This is a genomic window from Halorubrum vacuolatum (assembly GCF_900188065.1).
Taxonomy (GTDB): Archaea; Halobacteriota; Halobacteria; order Halobacteriales; family Haloferacaceae; genus Halorubrum; species Halorubrum vacuolatum.
Genome location: NZ_FZNQ01000001.1, coordinates 244,040 through 263,810, shown reverse-complemented (window position 1 = coordinate 263,810; position 19,771 = coordinate 244,040). Strand labels below are relative to the sequence as shown.

General features: G+C 67.3%; 24 protein-coding genes. 11 read left to right on the top strand and 13 right to left on the bottom strand.

Annotation, left to right across the window (positions count from 1 at the left end):
* Positions 1-13: 13 nt before the first annotated feature.
* Positions 14-247 carry a hypothetical protein gene (locus CHB65_RS01270; RefSeq protein ID WP_089383230.1) on the top strand — a complete coding sequence of 78 codons (234 nt, stop codon included), beginning with the start codon at positions 14-16 and terminating at the stop codon, positions 245-247.
* Between the two features lie 43 nt (positions 248-290).
* Here CHB65_RS01270 and CHB65_RS01265 read toward each other — a convergent pair whose 3' ends face one another.
* Together CHB65_RS01265 and CHB65_RS01260 are read right to left on the bottom strand one after the other, a co-directional pair.
* Positions 291-719 carry a universal stress protein gene (locus tag CHB65_RS01265; protein WP_245809883.1) on the bottom strand — a complete coding sequence of 143 codons (429 nt, stop codon included), beginning with the start codon at positions 717-719 and terminating at the stop codon, positions 291-293.
* Between the two features lie 62 nt (positions 720-781).
* Complete coding sequence (locus CHB65_RS01260) at positions 782-1,381, bottom strand: hypothetical protein (protein ID WP_089383228.1); 600 nt, start codon at positions 1,379-1,381, stop codon at positions 782-784.
* A gap of 142 nt (positions 1,382-1,523) precedes the next feature.
* Here CHB65_RS01260 and CHB65_RS01255 point away from each other — a divergent pair, with 142 nt between their 5' ends.
* Positions 1,524-3,200 carry a DUF255 domain-containing protein gene (locus tag CHB65_RS01255; RefSeq protein WP_089383227.1) on the top strand — a complete coding sequence of 559 codons (1,677 nt, stop codon included), beginning with the start codon at positions 1,524-1,526 and terminating at the stop codon, positions 3,198-3,200.
* 111 nt (positions 3,201-3,311) lie between these two features.
* Positions 3,312-4,118 (top strand): TrmB family transcriptional regulator, encoded by an 807-nt coding sequence (locus CHB65_RS01250; protein WP_089383226.1) that lies wholly within the window; start codon positions 3,312-3,314, stop codon positions 4,116-4,118.
* 61 nt (positions 4,119-4,179) lie between these two features.
* On the opposite strand, the gene CHB65_RS01245 is transcribed toward CHB65_RS01250, so the two are convergent.
* The gene (locus CHB65_RS01245; protein ID WP_089383225.1) at positions 4,180-4,629 is read right to left on the bottom strand and encodes a pyridoxamine 5'-phosphate oxidase family protein; all 450 of its coding nucleotides are present in this window, start codon (positions 4,627-4,629) and stop codon (positions 4,180-4,182) included.
* A 127-nt stretch (positions 4,630-4,756) separates the two neighbouring features.
* A complete protein-coding gene (locus CHB65_RS01240) occupies positions 4,757-5,563 on the bottom strand; it encodes a ZIP family metal transporter (protein WP_089383224.1) in 807 nt (268 codons plus the stop codon).
* A gap of 154 nt (positions 5,564-5,717) precedes the next feature.
* Here CHB65_RS01240 and CHB65_RS01235 point away from each other — a divergent pair, with 154 nt between their 5' ends.
* From CHB65_RS01235 to CHB65_RS01225, 3 genes are all read left to right on the top strand, one after another.
* A complete protein-coding gene (locus CHB65_RS01235) occupies positions 5,718-6,443 on the top strand; it encodes a type 1 glutamine amidotransferase (protein ID WP_089383223.1) in 726 nt (241 codons plus the stop codon).
* Between the two features lie 157 nt (positions 6,444-6,600).
* The gene (locus CHB65_RS01230) at positions 6,601-7,503 is read left to right on the top strand and encodes a DMT family transporter (RefSeq protein ID WP_089383222.1); all 903 of its coding nucleotides are present in this window, start codon (positions 6,601-6,603) and stop codon (positions 7,501-7,503) included.
* Positions 7,504-7,622: 119 nt separating this feature from the next.
* Positions 7,623-8,864, top strand: coding sequence for an ABC transporter substrate-binding protein (locus CHB65_RS01225; RefSeq protein ID WP_089383221.1), 1,242 nt, complete (start codon positions 7,623-7,625; stop codon positions 8,862-8,864).
* A gap of 22 nt (positions 8,865-8,886) precedes the next feature.
* Here the strand turns inward: CHB65_RS01225 and CHB65_RS01220 are convergent, their stop codons facing one another.
* Both CHB65_RS01220 and CHB65_RS01215 read right to left on the bottom strand, forming a co-directional pair.
* A complete protein-coding gene (locus CHB65_RS01220) occupies positions 8,887-9,582 on the bottom strand; it encodes an ABC transporter ATP-binding protein (protein ID WP_218818904.1) in 696 nt (231 codons plus the stop codon).
* Positions 9,579-10,409 carry an ABC transporter ATP-binding protein gene (locus CHB65_RS01215; protein ID WP_089383219.1) on the bottom strand — a complete coding sequence of 277 codons (831 nt, stop codon included), beginning with the start codon at positions 10,407-10,409 and terminating at the stop codon, positions 9,579-9,581. The genes CHB65_RS01220 and CHB65_RS01215 overlap by 4 nt, the downstream gene beginning before the upstream one ends.
* A gap of 115 nt (positions 10,410-10,524) precedes the next feature.
* Here CHB65_RS01215 and CHB65_RS01210 point away from each other — a divergent pair, with 115 nt between their 5' ends.
* The 3 genes from CHB65_RS01210 (at position 10,525) to CHB65_RS01200 (ending at position 13,743) form a co-directional block, all read left to right on the top strand.
* Positions 10,525-11,403 (top strand): branched-chain amino acid ABC transporter permease, encoded by an 879-nt coding sequence (locus CHB65_RS01210; RefSeq protein ID WP_245809882.1) that lies wholly within the window; start codon positions 10,525-10,527, stop codon positions 11,401-11,403.
* Positions 11,400-12,401, top strand: coding sequence for a branched-chain amino acid ABC transporter permease (locus CHB65_RS01205; protein WP_089383218.1), 1,002 nt, complete (start codon positions 11,400-11,402; stop codon positions 12,399-12,401). Before CHB65_RS01210 ends, CHB65_RS01205 begins: the two co-directional genes overlap by 4 nt.
* A 178-nt stretch (positions 12,402-12,579) precedes the next feature.
* The gene (locus CHB65_RS01200) at positions 12,580-13,743 is read left to right on the top strand and encodes an acyl-CoA dehydrogenase family protein (protein ID WP_089383217.1); all 1,164 of its coding nucleotides are present in this window, start codon (positions 12,580-12,582) and stop codon (positions 13,741-13,743) included.
* Between the two features lie 42 nt (positions 13,744-13,785).
* Here CHB65_RS01200 and ftsY read toward each other — a convergent pair whose 3' ends face one another.
* The 6 genes from ftsY to CHB65_RS01170 all read right to left on the bottom strand — a co-directional run bounded on the left by ftsY (position 13,786) and on the right by CHB65_RS01170 (position 16,804).
* Positions 13,786-14,961 carry a signal recognition particle-docking protein FtsY gene (gene ftsY, locus CHB65_RS01195; RefSeq protein WP_089383216.1) on the bottom strand — a complete coding sequence of 392 codons (1,176 nt, stop codon included), beginning with the start codon at positions 14,959-14,961 and terminating at the stop codon, positions 13,786-13,788.
* A gap of 11 nt (positions 14,962-14,972) precedes the next feature.
* Positions 14,973-15,425 carry a prefoldin subunit alpha gene (gene pfdA / locus CHB65_RS01190; protein ID WP_089383215.1) on the bottom strand — a complete coding sequence of 151 codons (453 nt, stop codon included), beginning with the start codon at positions 15,423-15,425 and terminating at the stop codon, positions 14,973-14,975.
* Positions 15,425-15,601 carry a 50S ribosomal protein L18Ae gene (gene rpl18a, locus CHB65_RS01185; RefSeq protein WP_089383214.1) on the bottom strand — a complete coding sequence of 59 codons (177 nt, stop codon included), beginning with the start codon at positions 15,599-15,601 and terminating at the stop codon, positions 15,425-15,427. Before rpl18a ends, pfdA begins: the two co-directional genes overlap by 1 nt.
* 104 nt (positions 15,602-15,705) lie before the next feature.
* A complete protein-coding gene (locus CHB65_RS01180; RefSeq protein ID WP_089383213.1) occupies positions 15,706-16,371 on the bottom strand; it encodes a translation initiation factor IF-6 in 666 nt (221 codons plus the stop codon).
* A gap of 1 nt (position 16,372) precedes the next feature.
* Positions 16,373-16,651, bottom strand: coding sequence for a 50S ribosomal protein L31e (locus tag CHB65_RS01175; RefSeq protein WP_089383212.1), 279 nt, complete (start codon positions 16,649-16,651; stop codon positions 16,373-16,375).
* Entirely contained in the window at positions 16,652-16,804 is a 153-nt protein-coding gene (locus CHB65_RS01170) for a 50S ribosomal protein L39e (RefSeq protein WP_089383211.1), read from the bottom strand.
* 129 nt (positions 16,805-16,933) lie between these two features.
* Between CHB65_RS01170 and CHB65_RS01165 the strand changes: the two genes are divergently transcribed.
* Positions 16,934-17,320 (top strand): hypothetical protein, encoded by a 387-nt coding sequence (locus CHB65_RS01165; RefSeq protein WP_089383210.1) that lies wholly within the window; start codon positions 16,934-16,936, stop codon positions 17,318-17,320.
* Positions 17,317-18,186, top strand: coding sequence for a hypothetical protein (locus CHB65_RS01160; protein WP_089383209.1), 870 nt, complete (start codon positions 17,317-17,319; stop codon positions 18,184-18,186). The genes CHB65_RS01165 and CHB65_RS01160 overlap by 4 nt, the downstream gene beginning before the upstream one ends.
* 35 nt (positions 18,187-18,221) lie before the next feature.
* Here CHB65_RS01160 and CHB65_RS01155 read toward each other — a convergent pair whose 3' ends face one another.
* Entirely contained in the window at positions 18,222-19,385 is a 1,164-nt protein-coding gene (locus tag CHB65_RS01155; RefSeq protein WP_089383208.1) for a M20 family metallopeptidase, read from the bottom strand.
* Positions 19,386-19,771: the final 386 nt, after the last annotated feature.

Here is a 19,771-nt window from a genome sequence, read left to right as displayed (position 1 = left end):
TCGGATCCCGCGTATGAATCCGGTTCCCGTCGAAATTGGGGTGATCTGGTCGCTACCCGTGACGGTGGCGGTGTACGGCATCCTCCTTCTGGTTGCCATCTGGATCTACCGGGACGCGAAAGCGCGCGGGAGCAAGTGGCCGATCGCGTGGTTCCTCGCGACGCTCGTGTTCACCATCATCCCCGTCCTGATCTACCTCTACCTCCATCGCGAGGACGGTCCCGCGGGTGGCAGCGACGGGGTGTGAACTCGGGGCCGCCAGTGCCGTCGGTCGCATCGATACCGTCCCGTTACCCTTCGACGGTCGGGAGCACGACGACCGGAAGGGTTGGGTCAGCGATAAGTTTCGAGCGAACGCCGCCCGAGAGGAACTGAACGATCCGGCCGCCACCCCGCGAGACGAACGCGATCGCCGTCCCGTCGGAGTCGGTCGCGGCGCCGACGATCGCGTCGACGACATCCGTGTCGTATCGGATCTCCTCGTCGACCGCGACGCCGTCGGCGGCGGCGAGTTCGGCGAACGCCGCGAACGCCGCCTCGGCGACCTCCCGGCGTTGCTCGACGCTCGCTTTGTCGGGCGCGCCGCCCGCCTTCTCGATCACGTTGACGAGCAGCGGCCGCGAATCCGGGTCGAGATAGGGTGCTGCCGCGGCATACGTCGTCTCCGCGTCGGTCTCGTTCGCGACCGGGATTACTGGACGCGCCATCAGGTCGGTCATGTCCCGACCCATTCGGCGCGACGGTAAAGTGGTTTCCGACGAGCGCGCTCGGTGCGACCGGCTCAATCGGCCGGGTCGGGCTCGACGGCGTCGTCGTCGGATCGAACGGTTCCCTGCTCGCCGTTGCCGTCCGTCAGCGTGATCTCGGCGGCCGCCGGAAGCGGGTCGGCGGTCACCCGGACGAACGCCCGTGGGTAGGTGAGCACGGTGCTACAGACCTCGTCGTCATCGGCGGTGCCGACCACGGCGGCCTCGCCGACGACGGTGCCCTTCTCCAACGAGAACTCCTCGAACGCCAGCCGGTCGTGACACGCGTCGGGGCCGATCGATTCGACGTATAAAAGCGCCGACTCCGAAAAGTCGGTCTCCCGCACGAACGCCTCGGTCCCCTCACCGACGTCCTCCAGTAGTGGGACTGCATCGTCCGGGTCCTCAATGAGGAGACAGACCCCCGGGCGCTCCCGATAGTCCCAGTCGAGGCCGACCGACCACGCGTCCACGTGATGTACGTCCGTCGTAAGCGACGCGGCCGGGTCGCCGTTTTCATCGTCCGGTTCACCGTCGTCCGCGCCGTCACCCGGCTCGTCGATGCAGGCGGCAAGCGGGAGGAACGCGAGCGCGGCCAGCCGCCGCATACCCGTCCGCCGTGTGAGCCGTGTCATACGCGCCGGTACGTGGAGCGGGCATAAGTGTTTCCTGCCGGAGGACCCCGGCTTCGGCTCGTATCGATCACCTGCCGGATCGTGTGTCGTCAACCGGAACGCTCTCGAAGCGCTTACCCGCGGGCGACCCCGACCCGAGGGCATGACCGACGGGACGTACGTCGAGTGGCGCGAGTGGGGACCGGAGGCGTTCGCCGAGGCGGCGTCGTCGAACCGCCCCGTGTTGCTCTCGCTGTCGGCGACGTGGTGTACGGGCTGTCACGAGATGGACGCGACGACCTACGCGGAGCCACGGATCGCCGCGAACGTCAACGAGGGGTTCGTCCCCATCCGCGTCGACGTCGACCGCAACCCCCGCGTCCGCGAGCGCTACAACATGGGCGGGTTTCCCACGACCGCCTTCCTGACGCCGACGGGCGAGCTGCTCACCGGTGCCGGCTACCTCGCCCCCGACGGGATGCGGGGGGTGCTCGAATCGGTCCGTCAAATGTGGAACGAAAAGGGCCGGGGGGCCGGACGTGTTCCCAGAGCGCTCGATGCCGACCTGCCGCCACGTGGGGAGGTGAGCGAGGCGATCGAGGGCCACCTCGCGGGCCAACTGGAGGTCAAATACGACGATGAGCACGCCGGCTGGGGGACGGACGCGAAGTTTCCGCTCCCCCGGACCGTCGAGTTCGCGCTCAAACGTGATCGACAACGGGCGCTCCGGACGCTCGATGCCGTCCGGGATCACCTCGCGGATGACGTCGACGGCGGCTTCTTCCGCTTCGCCGGCACCCGTGAATGGGCTGATGTCGCCTACGAGAAGCCGATAGATACGAACGCGGCCGTGACGCGCGCCTTCGCGAACGCCTACCTCTATACGGGCGAGGCGGCCTATCGCGACCCGGCGGCGGACGCGATCGGCTTCCTCACCGATGACCTCTGGACGGGCTACGGCGTCGGCGGCAGCCTCGGGCCGGGACTCGGACGCGCCTACTACGCGGCCCCGGCCGACGAGCGGGCGGAACTGGATCCCCCCCGCCGGGACCTCACCGTCTACGCCGGCGGCAACGCGCTCGCGGCGGACGCGCTGCTCACGTTCGCGGCGTACACGGATGCGGACCGCCCACGTGAGTACGCCGAACGGATCCTCGCGGGCCTCGAACGCGACCTCATCGACGCCGAGACGGGTGCCGTCACGCGCTACCGCGCCGGCGACGAGGTCGGCGAGACGGACCTCTTGGAGGACGCCGCGCGCGTCGTCGCCGCCTACACCCGTGCCGCCGGCGTGCTCGGTGAGGGTGCCGAGATCGCCCGCACGGTCGCCGACCGGGCCATCGAGGAGTTGCACGTCGACGGCTCGTTCGTCGACGGCCCCCGATCCGGTGCGGGGCTGCTCGACAGACCGTTCCGTCCGCTCGACGGCAACGTGGAGATGGCGACCGCGCTCTGTGACCTCGCGGCGCTGACCGGCGAGGAGCGCTACCGTGAGGTCGCCCGCGAGACCGCCGAGGCGTTCGCGGGCGCGACCGAACGGCTCGGCGTCCAGGTGGCCGGCTACGGTAGCCTCGCCGGCCGCCTCCTCCGTGGCACGACCGTCGTCGTCGTTGGCACCGAACCGGGGAGTGATCTCCACCGGGCCGCCTGGCGGGTCGCCGATCACGAGAAGGTCGTCGTCCCGAACGCCCATCGTGCGGACGCGCCGACGCCCGAACCCGTCGATGAGGGGGAAGCCGTGGTTTTCGCCGATGGATCCGTCTCAGCGGCGGCGACAACGCCGGACGAGTTGATGGGCCGTGTCACGGAGACGATATCGTCGCGTCCGAACAACGGTTGAAACACGTGGTAGCGGGTGGTTGTCGAACCGGCACGGGAAGGACCACTGCGACCACGCGCTCCACGTGTAAACTGTCGGTGTGTTTTTATCCTCCTCAGCAAATACTACCCCATGGCATCCCTACGTGACCTCGGGCTCTCGGAGTACGAATCCCGTGCCTATCGGGCGTTGCTACGGACCGGTCCGACGACCGCAAAAGAGCTTTCACGGGCGAGCGAGGTCCCGATGGGCCGGATCTATGACGTGCTCAACAGCTTGGAGGGTCACACCCTCGTTCGCAGTCAGGCCGCAAGCCGCCCGAAAAAATACGTCGCCGTCGAGCCCGATGCCGCGCTCGATCGGCTCCTTTCGGAACGGAAACGCGAACTCGAAGCGCAGGTGGAACAGTACGAGGAGGTCGTCTCCGAGCTCGAAACGGAGCTCGAATCCGGTGAACCAGTCGACAGCGGGTTCTGGACCGCGGCGCTCGGTGCGGAGGAGACGATCGACCTGCTGCTCGAACGGATCGCGGCCGCCGAGCGCGACGTGATCGTCGTCGCGGGCGCGCCGGCGGCGGGTCTCGATCTGGGAACCGTCGGCGATCGGGTGACGGCGGCGCTTGAGGACGCACTCGATCGCGGCGTGACGGTTCGGGTACTGCTCTCGCCGACGGCGGTCGACGAGCTTCCACGAAGCGTCGGTCGTCGGTACACCGCGACGCTGGCCGAAACCGAGGGGTTTCAGGTGCGGACCGCTCCGGACGTCACGGGAACGTTCAACGTCTTCGACGGCATCGAGGTCTGTATCGAGGTGCCACATCCGCTCTCCGAGGAGGAGCCGTTCGCGATGATCGATTTAAAAGACGTCGAGTTCGCGACGAACGTGGCCGCGGAGTTCGAGCCGCGGTGGGCGGAGGCGAAGCCGCTCAGCTTCGATTGATCGCCTCCCGCGTTCGGACGGTCGAACTCCCTCCGCGTTCGGACGGTCGAACTCCCGGCGTCTACTGGGTTGGCGACGACGGCATCCGGCCCGTGAAATCCCACGTATGGAGCCGCTCGGGCTCGATGCGGATGTGTATCTCCTCCCGTTCAGGTCGGAGCAATCGCCTGCCGAGATCGCTATCGGTGCCGCCGAGGTAGCGGTCGAACAGGGCACGAAGCTGTGTCTTCTCGATGTCGGGCTCAACCGTTGCGGTCCCGCGCCCACGAACGCCCCGATAGGGCGGATCGTTCGTCGAGATCTCGAAGGAGACGTGGTCGTCGTGGGAGAGGAATCCGATGAGGTCCGCATTCGCGCCGGTCGCACAGTGGATAGTGCCGTCCCACGCGAACCACAACGAGACGATCCACGGGTCGCCGGCGGGCGTGCGACAGCCGATCCGGACGGGAATGCGGGCACCTTCGAGGAACTCGTCGATTCGGTGCCGGTCCCACGGCCCCGTGACCTTCATGATCGGGATACGGACGGCAGCGTCCTAAAACCACCGTCGGGCGGCCGAAGATGACCTCTGCCGGCACCGACCGGCACCGACGGACGTCAGCCAACACCATCAGGCGTCAGTCGGACCGCCGTCTCGCTCACTCGGTGAGTATCAGAATGGGCGCCATGAGCACGACGCCGAGGGCGATGCCGATGAGCAGCTGTCGACGGCCGCCGTTTACCAGGCCGGCCTCACGGCCGTGTTCGAGCGCGTCCGGGAAGAGGTCGTGGAGGACGAGATAGATCATCGCCCCGGCGGCGAAGCCGAATCCGTAAGGGAGGAACTCCCGTGCCAACACGACGAAGACGTACGCGATCCCCGCGCCGAGCGGCTGGGGAATGCTCGTAAAGACCGCCCACCCGAAGATCTGCCAGTTCGGCACGCCGAACGTTTTTAACGGGATCGCGACGGCGAGGCCCTCGGGGATGTTCTGGAGGGAAATGGCGACGGTAATAAACACCGCCAGTGAAGGGATCGCGAGCCCGCCGAGCACGAGATCGCCTTCGATCCCGAGGTCCGCGAACGCGACCCCCAACGCGACCCCCTCGGGAAAGCTGTGGACGGTCAACACGCCGACGATCAGCACGAGTTTTTTGAAGTCCGCCTCGGCCATCTCGCGCGGGGCGAACTCGTGACCCCTGATCAGTCGGTCCGCGACGACGACGACCACGACGCCGATGAGGAGGCCGATGCCGACCTCCGCGAGCGTCCCCTCCGCTAGGCCCTCGAAAATGAACCCGAACAGCGACGCGAAGAGCATGACGCCGCCGGCGAACCCCCAGAGGAGGACCGTCAGCCGGTCGCTTATTTCATCGACGAAGAAGAACGGAAGGGTTCCCACGCCGCAGACGACGGCCGTGAAGATCCCGACGGCGAGGACGACACCCAGTTCGTACCCTAGCATTCGACGGTTTTCGATTGAGCGGGGTTGGTTTTAGCGCTTGCGTCACACCGTCTCCGCCCCTCGCCCGCTCCATCCCCGCCCATCCCGTCCGAACTCCCGGTAGCGTTTCGCGTGGGCACAACGGTTTTGACCGGCCATACCGTTTCAGCGAACAATGACACGGCTTCGCTTCGCGCTGTTGAACGCCGCCCACGACGGGGCGGACACGCGCCGGAACTTCCGGCGGGAACTCGACGCGGACCTCGCCGAGTTCGACGCAACGGACGGCCACCTCCCGGAGCACACCGACTTCGACGGGGTCGTGATCACGGGGTCGCGCTCCTCGGTCTACTGGGATAAACCATGGATCCCGCCGCTCATCGAGTACGTCGCCGAGGCGGCCGCGGACGGCGTCCCGATCCTCGGGGTCTGTTACGGCCATCAGGTGCTTGCGGAGGCGCTCGGCGGACGGGTCGCCGGCATGGACGATTTCGAGATCGGCTACAACACGGTCCGCCATCGCGGCGACGAGCTCTTCACGGACGTCCCCGAGGAGTTCACCGTCTTCACCACCCACGGCGACACCGTCGTCGACCTGCCGCCGGGCGCACGCCTGCTTGCGGAAAACGAGTACGGCGTCCATGCGTTCCGGCAGGGCCACTGTTTCGGCGTCCAGTTCCATCCGGAGTACGACATCGAGACGGCCCGCAACGTGACCGAGGGAAAACGCGAACGGCTCGGCGACGCACGCGTCGACGACGTGCTCGCCGGGATCGACTCGGCGCAGTACGAGGCGGCCTGTGCGGTCAAATCGATCTTCGACAACTTCGTCGCGTACGCACGGGCTGTCCGCGCCGATGAAACCGATCGCCACGCCGTCCGGGCCGCCGGCGACGACTGATCGCCGTGTCGTCTCCCACTGATAGACCGACTCCTGTTGATCGACCGACTTCCATCGATCGATCGACCCCCGCCGATCGACCGACTTCCATCGACCGATCGACCTCCACGCGGCGAGCCCACGGGGATCCGTGACCGACGTGCGTCGGTCTCGTTCGATGCGACGGACGCCGTGGGCGTTCGCTCCGCTCGTCGCCGCCGTTCTCTGGGGCGGCCTCTACGTCGTGAGCAAGTGGACCTTCGCGGCCATCCCGCCGATCACGCTCGCGTTCATTCGCGTCTCGCTCGGCGCGGCGACGTTACTCGTCGTGGTTCGGCGCTACTATCCCGACCGCTCCTTCTCGCGGCGTGACTGGTACGGCTTCGGCGTGATCGCCATCTGGCTCGCCGTCTCGCTGGCGACGCAGTTTCTCGGAACGGACCTCACGACCGCCGGCGAGGGCTCGCTGATCACCGTCACGACGCCGGTTTTCACCGTCCTCATGGGCGTGCTCGTGCTGGGCGAATCGGTAACGTTCCGCCGTGCCGCCGGCGTCCTCGCCGCGCTCGTCGGCACCGCCGTGGTGGTCGCCGGCCGACACGACCCCTCGACGCTCGGTGCAGGTGCCGGCGTCGGGATCGCGATGCTCGTGCTCGCGAGCGTCACCTGGGCGGGATACACCGTCTGGGGCGCGCCGCTGATCCGCCGGTACTCGGCGCTGGAGACGGCGACGTACTCCACCGCCCTCGTCGTCCCGCTGTTCGCGCTCGCCGTCCCCCTCGAACTCCACTTCACCGACGCCTCGATCGGCCTCGATGCGTTCACGCTCCCGGTGCTCGCGGCCATCGTCTACCTCGGCGTCGCCGGCACCGCGGTCGCGTGGTACTGCTGGTATAAAGGCCTGGAGTATCTCGATGCCGGCACGGTCGCGGTGTTCCTCTTCGCCCAGCCCGTTGTCGGCGCGGCGCTGGGTGCGGCCTTCCTCGGGGAGCCGCTCGGCACCGGCTTCCTGCTCGGCGGGGCGATGATGGCGGCCGGCATCTACGTCGTGAGCACCGATCGTGTCGACGAGGGGGCTTGACCGATCGTGTCGACGAGGGGGCGTGATCGTCCGTATCGGCATCCACCCCCACGTACAGGTTCGTACATCGATGCACGGATCCGTAAGGTACTAACGGACACATACCCGAGCGGGAAGACATGACACACGAGCGAAGACCGGCCAGCAGGCGAACGTTTCTACGCTCCGGCGGGGTGGCCGCGGCCGCGGCGGCGGTCGGACCGGCGGCCCTCGCGGGCTGTCTGGGTGATGATGGCGATGACGACGTGCTCACGATCGGCGCGTTACAGCCGCTCTCAGGCGACTTCGCCGCTTGGGGACAGGCCCACGAGGCCGGACTGGCGTTCGCCGTCGAGGAGATCAACGAGGACGGCGGCGTCCTCGGTCGGGATTTAGTGGTCGAGACGGCCGACACCGGCAGCGACGCCGGCGAGGCCGACACCGACTTCAGACGGTTCGTCGAGCGGGACGACGCGGTCGCGATCACCGGCCCGGTTTCGAGCGACGTGGGGCTTCGTACCCGCGAGACCGCCGAGGAGCTGTCGGTGCCGGTGGTGTTACACATGGCCGGCTCACACACGATCCTCCCGAAGGATACCCGTTACACCTTCCGCGTCGGCTCACAGCCGGCCGTTTCGGACGTGCTGCCACAGATCGAACTGATCGAGGAGCGTGGCTACGACACCGTCGGCGCGATCATCGGCGACTACGAATGGGGAACGACCCTCGAAGCGAGCCTCGAATCGCTGATCCCGGATGATGTCACCCTTGAGATCGCGACCGCGCCGGTCGGCGAGGACGATTTCACCCCGTTCCTCCGCGACCTCCCGGAGGACCTCGATCTGCTCGTCGCGACGGGTCACCCACCGGGGTCCATCGCCATCCACAATCAGGCGCTCGAGATCGGGCTCGACCCCGAGCTTACCACCGGGGCCGGACTCCCGCCGGACGTCCTCGCCAGCGGGCTCGGCGAGAACGCCACCGAGGGCTTTCTCCACCTCCACGTCAGCGACCCGTTCGGCGAGGCGTTCGCCGACGTCGCCGAGCGGTTCGTCGCGGCGGAGGAGGCCCGCTTCGACACCCACGAGGCGTACGGCTACCTGACGGGACAGCTCATCGCCGCCGCCATCGAGGAGGCGGACGAGGCGGACCCGGCGGAGATCGCAGCGGCGATCCGTGGGATCGAGTTCGACACGCTCCTCGCAGAGCCGATCCGATACACCGAGTGGGGTGAGTTGGACGGGTTCAGACATATGCTCAGCGCCTTCGAGGCGGACGCGCCCGACTACTATCCCGACGGCGAGTGGCGGCTCGAAGAGACCGTCCGGTCCAGTCCGCTTGACGGGTTCGATCCCGACGAGTACGACTTCATCGAAAACTGAAAAATCGCGTTCGACCGTTGCCTCAGCCGAGATACGCCGTCCGGACGCGGTCGCTTTCGAGCAGTTCCTTCCCGGTTCCCGTCGCCGCGATTCGGCCCTTCTCCAACACGTATCCTCTGTCGGCGAGCCTGAGCGCCTCGTCGACGTGCTGTTCGACGAGGATGACCGTCAGCTCCTCGCTCAATTCGGCGACCGCCTCGAACGTGCGGCGTACCAGCTGTGGGGCGAGCCCGACGGATAGCTCGTCCAACGCGAGTACCTCAGGATCGGCCATGAGCGCCCGACCGATCGCGAGCATCTGCTGTTCACCGCCAGAAAGCGTGCCGGCGTGCTGATCGAGGCGCTCCTCGAGGACGGGAAACAGCTCGAAGACCGCCGCGAGCGTCTCCGTCGTGTCGTCCGTGCGGGTGTACGCGCCCATCCGGAGGTTCTCCTCGACGGTCATCCCGTCGAAGAGGTGTCTGGCCTCCGGAACCTGGATGAACCCGCGTTTCACGATCCCTTCGGGACTCAGTCCCGAGACGTCCTCGCCGAAGAGCTCGATCCGGCCGTCGGCGACCGGCACGAGCCCGGAGATCGCCTTCAGCAGCGTCGACTTGCCGGCGCCGTTCGGGCCGACGAGCGCGACGACCCCGTCCGACTCGCGGACCTCCATCGAGACGTCCCACAATACCTGTAAGTCGCCGTAGGCGACGTCGACGTCCTCGACCCGGATCACGGTGATGGCTCCGCCCCGTCGCCCCCGCCGTCGGTCGCGGCCTCCGCCGTGCTGGCAGCCGCGGTGTCGGCTTCCATCACCATGGTTCCTGACGCCGTGGCGTCCGTCCCCTGCGATCCGCCCCCGAGGTACGCCTCGGCCACGCGATCGTTCGCCCGTATCTCTGCCGGGGTTCCCGCGGCGATCAGCGCGCCGTCATCGAGGACGAGCACGCGGTCGGCGCCGTCGAAGAGGGCGTCGGTGACGTGTTCGATCCAGACGACGGCGACGCCTCGCTCGTCGCGGATCCGGACGATCGTCTCGGTGAGTGCGTCGATCTCGACGGGGGTGAGTCCACTGCCGATCTCATCGAGCAACAGCACGTCCGGGTCGCTTGCGAGCGCCCGCGCGAGCTCGACCCGTTTTCGCGCCGCGATCGGGAGATCGCTGGCGTGTCTGTCGGCGTCCGCCGTGAGGCCGACGAGTTCGAGTGCCGCCTCGGTCTCCGTCTCTGCCGTCGGGCGATCGTGGCCGCCACCGAACAGTGCGCCCGCGCGCACGTTCTCGCGAACGGTCGACTCATCGAACGTCCGTACCGACTGAAAGGTCCGCGCGAGCCCCGCGCGGCAGACCGCGTTCGGACGCGCGCCGACGAGCTCCTCGCCGTGGAGACGCACGGACCCCGAATCCGGTGCATCGACGCCCGTCACGGCGTTAAAAAGGGTCGTCTTGCCGGCGCCGTTCGGGCCGATGACACCGACGATCTCGCCGGGCTCGACGACGAACCCGACGTCGTCGACGGCGGTCAACCCGCCGTAGGTCCGCGTGATCCCGTCGACTTCAAGCATACCGTTATTCCTCGTTCCGGTGTGAAATTCCTTTCGTTGCTGTACGGATCCGACCGTCCATGATCGGGATCGACCATCGGTGGCAACGTATCGAAGGAGACATACCGATCGGGGGGTGACCGACAGACGGAAACGAATGGCGCTCTCGACGGGGATCGAACTCGCGATCGACGGGCTAGCCCGGGGACTCTCGTTCGCGCTTCTGGGTGCGGCCATCACGCTCGTGTTCGGGCTCGGCAACGTCCTCAACCTCGCGCTCGGGAGCTTCGCCGTCATCGCCGTCGTCGTCGCAGTTACCGTCGGCGGCGCGGTCGGCAGCGTCGCCGTCGGTGCGGTCGCCGGCCTCGTCGTCGTCGCCGTCCTCGGGTTGGTCGTCGACCGGACGTTGCTCTCGAGCGTCTATCGTTCGGAGGGCGAAGAGCGGATCGTGCTCGGGATCTTCGTCACGCTCGGGCTGGCCATCGCGCTCGACGGGATCATGTTCGTCTACGTGCCGCTCACCTACTCGCTCGCACACGGCGTTCCCGGCGTCGAACTCGCGGGCATCGGCATCCGGGGATCGACGCTTCTCACCTTCGCGGTCGCGATACCCGTCCTCGTCGGGCTCTTCGGCTTTCTCGACCGCACCCAACTCGGCACCGCCACCCGGACCGTCGTCCACGACGAGACCGGCGCGCTGCTCTGCGGCGTGAATCCGCGTCGGATCCGCACGATCATCTTCGTGGTCAGCCTCGTCCTCGCGGGGATCGCGGGGCTGCTCCGGGCAGCGAGCTCCGATGTGACCGTCTCGGCCGGCTTCGAGCTGACCGTTTTCGCGATCATCGTCGCCATCGTGGGCGGCGTCCGCGACCTGCGGGGAACCGTCCTCGCCGGCTTCGGTCTCGGGCTCGTGATCACCGCAGCGAATTTCATCGTCGGCGCGTACCTCGCAAACGTCCTGTTGTTCGCGGTCGCCGTCGCCGTCCTCATCGCCCGACCGGAGGAGATATCATGATCACCCGCGGCGACGTGACGCGGATCGGCGCGCTCGCGCTCCTGCTCCTCCCGCTCCCCCTGCTCGTCACGGCCGGCGGCGGGACCTACCAGCTCCGGATCGTCTCGCTTTTCCTCGTGTTCGCCACGCTCACCGTCGCGCTCAACGTGGCGTTCGCACACACCGACCAGCTGTTTCTCTTCCTCGGCGCGTTGGCCGGGATCGGGACGTACACGACCGCGCTGATCGCGGATGCCGCCGGTATCTCCGCGTGGGCGACGCTTCCGCTCGGCGCGCTCGCTGCTGGCGCGCTCGGCGCGACGGTGAGCTACGTGGCCGCCCGTCGCGGCATGACGGTGATCGTTCTGGCCATCCTCACGCTGTCGCTGCAGCTCGCCGCCGTCGAAACGTTCGTCGGTGCCCGCGAGGTGACCGGCGGGAGCACTGGATTCCCCTTCGATGGCCTCTCGGTCGCGCCGCTCGCGGCGGCGGTCGGTATCGATGAACGAATCCTCTTCACGTACGTCCTCCTCGGCGTGCTGCTCACGTCGCTCGTCGGGTACGCGTGGCTCCGCAACTCCCGCTGGGGGGCGGCCTTCGACGCCGTCAGACAGGACCCGGTCGCCGCGGAGGCTGCCGGTATCGATGTCGTCCGGACGAAGGTGTTCGCCGGCGCGCTCGCCGCCGGGACGGTCGGCGTCGTCGGTCCCCTCTATGCGCAGGCTGAACGGTACGTGTTGCCGTCGATGTTCGAGTTCCAAGCGATCGACGTGCTGGTGCTCGTCATGCTCGTGCTCGGCGGGTCACGCACCCTTCTCGGACCGGTCGTCGGGGCCGGGGCCATCGTCCTCCTCGATGAGTTCCTCGGGGAGATCGGCCAGTGGCGGACCGCGGCGCTCGGCGTCCTCCTCGTCGTCCTCTTTTTATACTTCCGTCAGGGGATCGTCCCGAAAGCGCGGGCGCTGTACGACGGCTATCGCTCGGACGGTGCCGCTTCCGACGTATCGCCCGACGGCTGATCGCCGATCGTTTCGACCGCCCACGTTCGTCGATGGCGACCGCCCACGTTCGTCGATGGCGACCGCCCACGTTCGTCGATGGCGACCGCCCACGTTCGTCACCGACGACGGTCCTCGTGTCCGGCGATGACACGCCCATCCCGAACGGTTTTTGTCGACCGAACGCTCAGCTTCGATCATGCTGGATTACGTGGGGCTCGAGGCCGACCTCGACTCCGAGGAGCGACTGATCCGCGACACCGCCCGACGGTTCGTGGACGAACAGGTCCGACCCGACATCGCCGAACACTTCGAGGCCGGCACGTTCCCGACCGAGATCATCCCCGAGATGGGCGAGCTCGGCTTCTATGCGCCCAACCTCGACGGCTACGGCCTCCCCGGAGTTTCCGAGACCGCCTACGGCCTCCTGATGCAGGAGCTTGAGGCGTGCGACTCCGGACTTCGGTCGATGGCGAGCGTGCAGGGCGCGCTCGTGATGTATCCGATTCACGCCTTCGGCAGCGACGAACAGAAGGAGCGGTGGCTCCCCGCGCTGGGGCGTGGCGAGAAGGTCGGCTGTTTCGGGCTGACCGAACCCGAACACGGCTCGAACCCCTCCGCGATGGAGACGCGCGCCGAAAAGGACGGCGACGAATACGTCCTCGACGGTTCGAAGACGTGGATCACCAACTCGCCCATCGCCGATGTCGCGGTCGTCTGGGCCCGTGAGACGTCCGCGGAGGACAGCCCCGTCCGCGGATTCCTCGTCGAGACCGACCGCGACGGGGTGACGACGAACAAGATCGACGAGAAGCTCTCGCTTCGCGCCTCCATCACCGGCGAGATAAGCCTCCAGAACGTCCGGGTTCCCGAGGAGAACCGCCTGCCGGGCGTGAGCGGAATGAAGGGGCCGCTCTCGTGTCTCACGCAGGCCCGCTACGGGATCGCGTGGGGTGCGGTCGGTGCCGCACGCGACTGCTTCGAGGAGGCCCGCGAATACGCGCTTGAACGCGATCAGTTCGGCGGGCCGATCGCGCGGTTCCAGCTGCAACAGGACAAACTCGCGGAGATGGCGACACAGATCACGACGAGCCAGCTGCTCGCCTATCGGCTCGCGGAGCTGAAAGAGCGCGGTGACCTCCGCCCCCAACACGTCTCGATGGCCAAGCGCAACAACGTCCGGATGGCTCGCGACCAGTCGCGGATCGCCCGCGAGATGCTCGGCGGCAACGGGATCACCGCCGACTACTCGCCGATGCGTCACATGGCGAACTTGGAGACGGTCTACACCTACGAGGGTACCCACGACATCCACACGCTGATCCTCGGACAGGACCTCACCGGCATCGCCGCCTACGAGTGAGCGACTGTTTTTTTAATCCAAAACAGCCGAAAACGACGCGTATCAGTCCCCGAGCAGGCTCTCCACGAGCGCTTCCGGGTCGAACCGGGTGAGGTCGTCGTAGCCCTGTCCGGTTCCCAAAAACAGGATCGGCTTGCCGGTGACGTACGCGATGGAGATGGCGGCCCCGCCGGAGGAGTCGGCGTCGGCTTTCGTCAGGATCGCGCCGTCGATCTTCGCGGCCGAATTGAACTCCTTCGCGCGGTTGACGGCGTCCTGGCCGGCGACCGCCTCGTCGACGAAGATCGTCATGTCCGGGTCGACGACGCGGGCGATCTTCTCCAACTGGCTCATCAGATCGTCGCTCGTGTGGAGCCGGCCGGCGGTGTCGCCGAGGACGACGTCGACGTCGTTGGCCGCGGCGTACTCGATGGCGTCGTAGATCACCGCCGCGGGGTCGCCGCCCTGATCGTGGGCGATGAGTTCGCGGTCGAGTCGCTCGGCGTGCTCGCGGATCTGTTCGTTCGCGCCGGCTCGATAGGTGTCGCCGTTCGCGAGCACCGACGAGTAGCCGCGGTCGGCGAGCCACTCGGAGAGCTTCGCGATTGAGGTGGTCTTGCCGACGCCGTTGACGCCGGTAAAAACGAGCGTGACTGGCTTGTCGGCTTCGGCGATCCGCTCTTCGAAATCGAACTGTCCGACCGCGATCACCTCGAGCAGGGCGTCATACAGCGCCGACTCGACGAGTTCGCCCGTCGTTTCGACCTGTTTGCGTGATTCGCCGAGCATGTTCTCCCGCACCGTCTCCAGGATCTGTTCGGCGACGCTCATCTCGACGTCGCTGCCCAAAAGCGCCATCTCGAGGTCCCAGAGGGGCTGTTCGAGGTCCTCCTCCTCGATGATGATCCGACCGGTCGCGAACGCCTTCGCGCGCTGGAAGGTACTCGGTTCGTTTGAACCGGCGTCGTCGTCCTCGGTGACCCCCGCTCCGGCATCTTCGGTGTCCGCAGCCTCCACGTCGTTCGAGGCGGTCTCCACCGTCTCGTTCGAGCCAGCCCCCACAGTCTCGCTTCCGGTGGCTTCCGCATCGGCGAGGTCGTCGTCGCCAGTCGCGGCGTCCGCGGCTTCCTCGATCTCGGTGTCGGTCGGCGCTTCGGCCTCGGCGGTCGCCTCGTCCTCCGCCGACTCCTCGACGTCCTTCCGGAAGCTACTGAGCTTGTCTTTCAGTCCGTCAAACACGTTCGATTACCTCACTCGTCGTCCGCTTGCTGTTGGAGCTGCTGCATCTGCTGTTGTTGCATCTGCTGTTGCATCCGCTGTGCCTGCTGTTCGAGCTGGTCGCTTTCTGATTCGAGTTCGTCGATCTCCTCGCGGGTTTCCTGAATCCGGTCGTCAAGCGCCTCGCGCTTCCGTTTGAGGACCTCGATCGCATCCTCACGGTCCTGTTCAGCGGCATAGTTTCCACCGAGCGAGACGATGACCTCATCGATATCGTCGATCTCCGCGCGGACGTACGCGCCGCCGCCGAGCGGCACCTGTACCGTCGAATCCGACTCCAGCGTCTCGATCGCTTTCACCGCTTCGTCGATCTCGACCTGCTCCTCGCGGTGGGCGTCGATCTCCTCCTCCAGCGAGCCGATCGCCTGGTCGAGCGCCTGAAGCTCCTGGGAGAGCTGCTGGAGCTGCCCTTGGCCACCGCCCATCATGCCGATACGACCTCGTCGATCTCGATCTGCGTTCGCTTTCGATTGTGCTGGCTCCCGATGAGGGTGTAGAGCCGCTCACGAGCGAGCGACTCGTTCTCGGCTTCGATCTCCTTGGTGAATACCTGATCCCCATCGCGGCTCTGGAACCGACCACTCACGGTGTACGTGCTCATGTCCCGGATTCGGATAGGGAGACGGAAGTATCTTCCTAAAAGTGGGTACCGTGGGCGCCCGATCGGCCGCCAGGCGGGTGTCGCGTTGCAGGCCCGATCCGGGGTCAGTCGATGTATCCGAGCGTTTCCTCGATGCGGCCGAGCTCCGGACCGGTGGTGTCCTCGCCGACGACGTAGCCGGCCTCGTTGGCGACGAGCCCGGACCCGACGAGCGGGGCGCCGTAGTTGATCGTTCCGAGGTCAGCTCGGACGTCAAGCGCCTCCTCGATGGCTTGGAGCTCCGGCTCGCGCGCTTTCGGGTGACAGAGGACGCCCGCGTTGGTGGCGACGGCGGCCGCACCGACCGTTCGGACGTCGGCGAGGTCGCCGCGCTCGACGGGCACCTCGAGGACCTCACGGACCGCCATCACGGCTTTCCGGGGGAGGTCGGGATGGACGTAGGCCCCGTAATCGTTCGCGAGGACGACGTTGCCGGCGGCGTTGATCGTGCCGGGTAGCTCACGGACCTCGCGGTCCGCGGCCTCGGCGATCCGCGCCTTCTCCCGCTCGGTCGCCCGATCGGAGACGAGGACCCCGGCCTCGTTGCCGGTCGCGAGTGCGCCGACGGTGTTGGAGCCGCCGACGGTGGTCGGGAGGACCTCGGCGTCGAGTTCCTCGCCGAGCTTCTCGGCGAGGTCGTCGTCGACGTCCGGTCGAACCAACAGGAGGTCGTCGGCGACGCGGGCGAAGACGCCCACGTACGACGAGCCGGTGAAAGTCGCCCGTAACACGTTACTCCGCGGTCTCGGCTTCGACGATGGGGTCGCCGTCCTCGACGAACCGGGCCGCACGGATGCGCAGCTTGCTCGGCGGGTTCTGACGACCCTTCGCCCAGAGCGCCTCGTTGATCGAGGCGTCGAGCAGGACGTCCTCCTCGTCGACGGAGAAGTGTTTCGCGAGGTGTTCGCGCACGGCTTTGACCGCGTAGTCGGCGCGCTGCTGGACCGGCTTGTCCTTGACCTTCCGGAGCGGGACGGTGACGACGCGCTCCTCGAAATCGCTCGTGCTCATCTACTCGTCCAGGTCGTTCCGGCGCCAGTTACGCCGCTTGGGGTTTCGCGTGACGTTCATGTCCGTCTTGAGCATGACCCACGCGGGGACGCGGGTGTTCTGGCGCTCCTTTTTCGCCAGCCGCTTCTTTTTCGCCTTCGATTTCTTTCCCATAGTGGACCGTACTTTCCACGGACCGCATAAAACCCCTTCCATACCGCGTCGGCGTCGCTCGCGCCGACCGACCGACTTGACCGCCGAAGGACCACACCGTTATACGTCCGTGCCCAGTATGCCCGGCCGATGCCCTCCACACGCCGCGACCTCCTCATCGCCGGCGGCGCGCTGACCGTCGCGGTGGCTACCTTCAGCGACGGCGGATCGCCCGCTCGCCGGACTGGCCAGCCCTCCGCCGAACGTCCTCGATCGACGTTCCAACCGTCCCCCAAACGGAGCGGATCACCGACGACCACCTCGAAGCGGCGATCGAGGAACTCGATGACGCGCTCGACGCCTTCGAGGCGCGTGAGTCGGATCCGGTCGAGTCGATACATGACGACTGGCCCGAGCGCGGGCGCGAGGACCGCACCCGGGGCGAGCGTGCGCTCGCGGAGACGGATCCGACGGACGAAGATCGCCACGAAGCGCTTTCGGCGGTCAACGGTTCGATCGAACGCGTTCGAGCGGTGACCGCCGCGATCGACGCCGAACGAGGTGACTTCACGGTCGAGGAGGCAGACACACAGCTCTCCGATGCCCGCGATCGGGCCCAGTCGTTCGAGATCGAACACCGGGGAACCGATCCGTCCGAGGCGATCGTCCAACTCGCGGCCGCGGAACGAAATCTCGATCGAGCACGACGACGAGCGAGCGATGAGGGTCCAACCGAACCGTCGGAGTACGTGCAGGCTGCCGTCTCCGCCGATATCCATCTGCGAGATGTCGAGCGATTTGTGGACCCACTCGACGGGCCCTCGATCGAGGAGCCGCTCTTCGATTCGCTCGCGACGCTGATCGAGGATACTGAAGGCGACCTCGAAGCGACGACTTTCGAACGGGACGGGTCGCAGACGGCTGCATATGCACTCTATGTCGATCTCGTCCACCGGCTCTGGGATATGGGAGAACTGTCCGACGACTTACAAACCGACGAGCCGGCGACGGCGCTTCGGGAGGTCTGTCGACTTCAGGCGACGGTCACGTCGCTCTCGGCGCTCGATACAGTCGTGTATCCCTTCGACAGCGACGGCGATGCCGTCCTCGATCGAGTCGAAACGAGGACCGACCAGCTTCCCGACGCGAAGCGCGCGGCCGTCGATGCCGTCGCGGCGGCCGTGACGGATCACGCCGACGATCCGCTCGCGACCGAGATCATCCAGCAGGCGACGAGCTTGATCGAGGTTGGGGATCAAACCGTCGACAATATGCGGTCGACCATCAACCAGGCGGAGACGCCGTTTTGGGTCCGCCAGACGGTCGAAGCGTACGCGAACTACGTCGCCGCCGAACACGCGGCGAAGGCCGTTGAGGACGTGCTCGCGGAGGCGACGTGGTGAGGTCGCTTATATACCCCCTCGGCGCCCACTGACCCTCACCACCGCCGCTCGGCGAGCCCGGCGTAGATCCGATAACACCGGTCGAGGACGTCGATCGAGACGCTCTCGGTTCGGGTATGCGCCTCGCCGGGTTCGGAGGCCCCGCAGACGACACAGGCCGTGCCGGCCTCGGCGAGCCAGCCGGCGTCGGTCGCGTGCGGTTTCGTGACGTGTTCGGGCTCGTCGAGTCCGAGGGTCGCGTGTGCCTCGCGGGCCGCCGCGAGCGTGGCGTCCGCAAACGCCCCGTCGGTACAGCCCATCGGCGGGAGGTCCTGCTCGACGGTCCACTCGACGCCGGGGACCTCCTCGGCGCGGGCGAGGTCGGCGCGCTCGCCCGGGACGGTCCGCTCGTCGATCGTTATCTCACAGCGGTCGGGGATCACGTTCCACGTCTCGCCGCCGTGCATCCCGGTGACGGCGACGGAGCCCTGCACGTCCTCGCCGAACACGGTCGTCTCCGGCGCGTCGAGCGATCGGACGACGTCGACGGCGTCGCAGGCGCGATAGACGGCGTTCTCGCCCGCCTCGGGTTCGGAGGCGTGTGCGGCGGCCCCTTCAGCGACGAGCGTCGAGGCGCGCCGGCCCTTATGGGCGATGACGACGTCGGTCACGTCCGGCTTCGAGTAGTTCGTCGACCCTTCCGCGATCAGGGCGTAATCGGGGGCGAAGCCCGCCTCGATGGCGTGGCGCGCGCCCGTTCCGCCGACCTCCTCGCCGACGAAGGAGGCGAAGACGAGTTCGCGGCCCGCGGGCGGGGTCGCGTCGCGGAAGGCGACCATCGCGGCGGCGACCGCGCCCTTCATGTCGGCCGCGCCGCGGCCGTAGATCCGGCCGTCGCGCCGCTCGACGACGTACGCCTCCTCGCCGGCTTCGTTCGTGTCGACCTGTTCGTCGTCCGGTGGAACGACATCGTGGTGGCCGACGAGCGCGAGCGAGGTCGCCTCGGGATCGTCGATCGCTCCCTTATAAGCGATCACGTTGCCGACGGCGTCGCGTTCGACGGTGGCTCCTGCAGGCTCGGTCTCCTCGCGCAGCCAGTCCTCGATGGCGTCGCCGGCGGCAGTCTCGTCCGCGTGGCTCGGGATCGAAACGAGCCGTTCGGTGAGGTCGGCGACCTCCTCGCGGCGGTTCGGTTCCTCGCCGCCCGTGTCGTTTTGCATACCGCGTGGTCGGTCGGTCAGGGATTAAAAGGGTCGGGGGCGGTCGGGATCGCTGGTTTATAACCGAGAACCGGAGCGATGCGTATGGTTTATAAACCCACTTCGGGCGTGTCCTCGGTTGGGGAGGCCTGATACTGACGCTAGCCCATCCAGCGCCGCAGCCTCAGCCCTCCCCAGCCTCGTTCGGGCGGGCCGCCGGACCGCTCGGCGGCCCGCCCGAACTCCCTCGCGGGCCGCTCGTGCCCGTTTCGGGCACGAGCGGGCGCGCCAGTCGTGGGATGGGGGGCGCGATCGTCACCGGAGCGGCGTCACAGACGTGTCGCTCCCGACGCGTACCCAACGGCCGCCGTTGGTTATATATTCTTTCGCGCTGGTTTATCAACGAT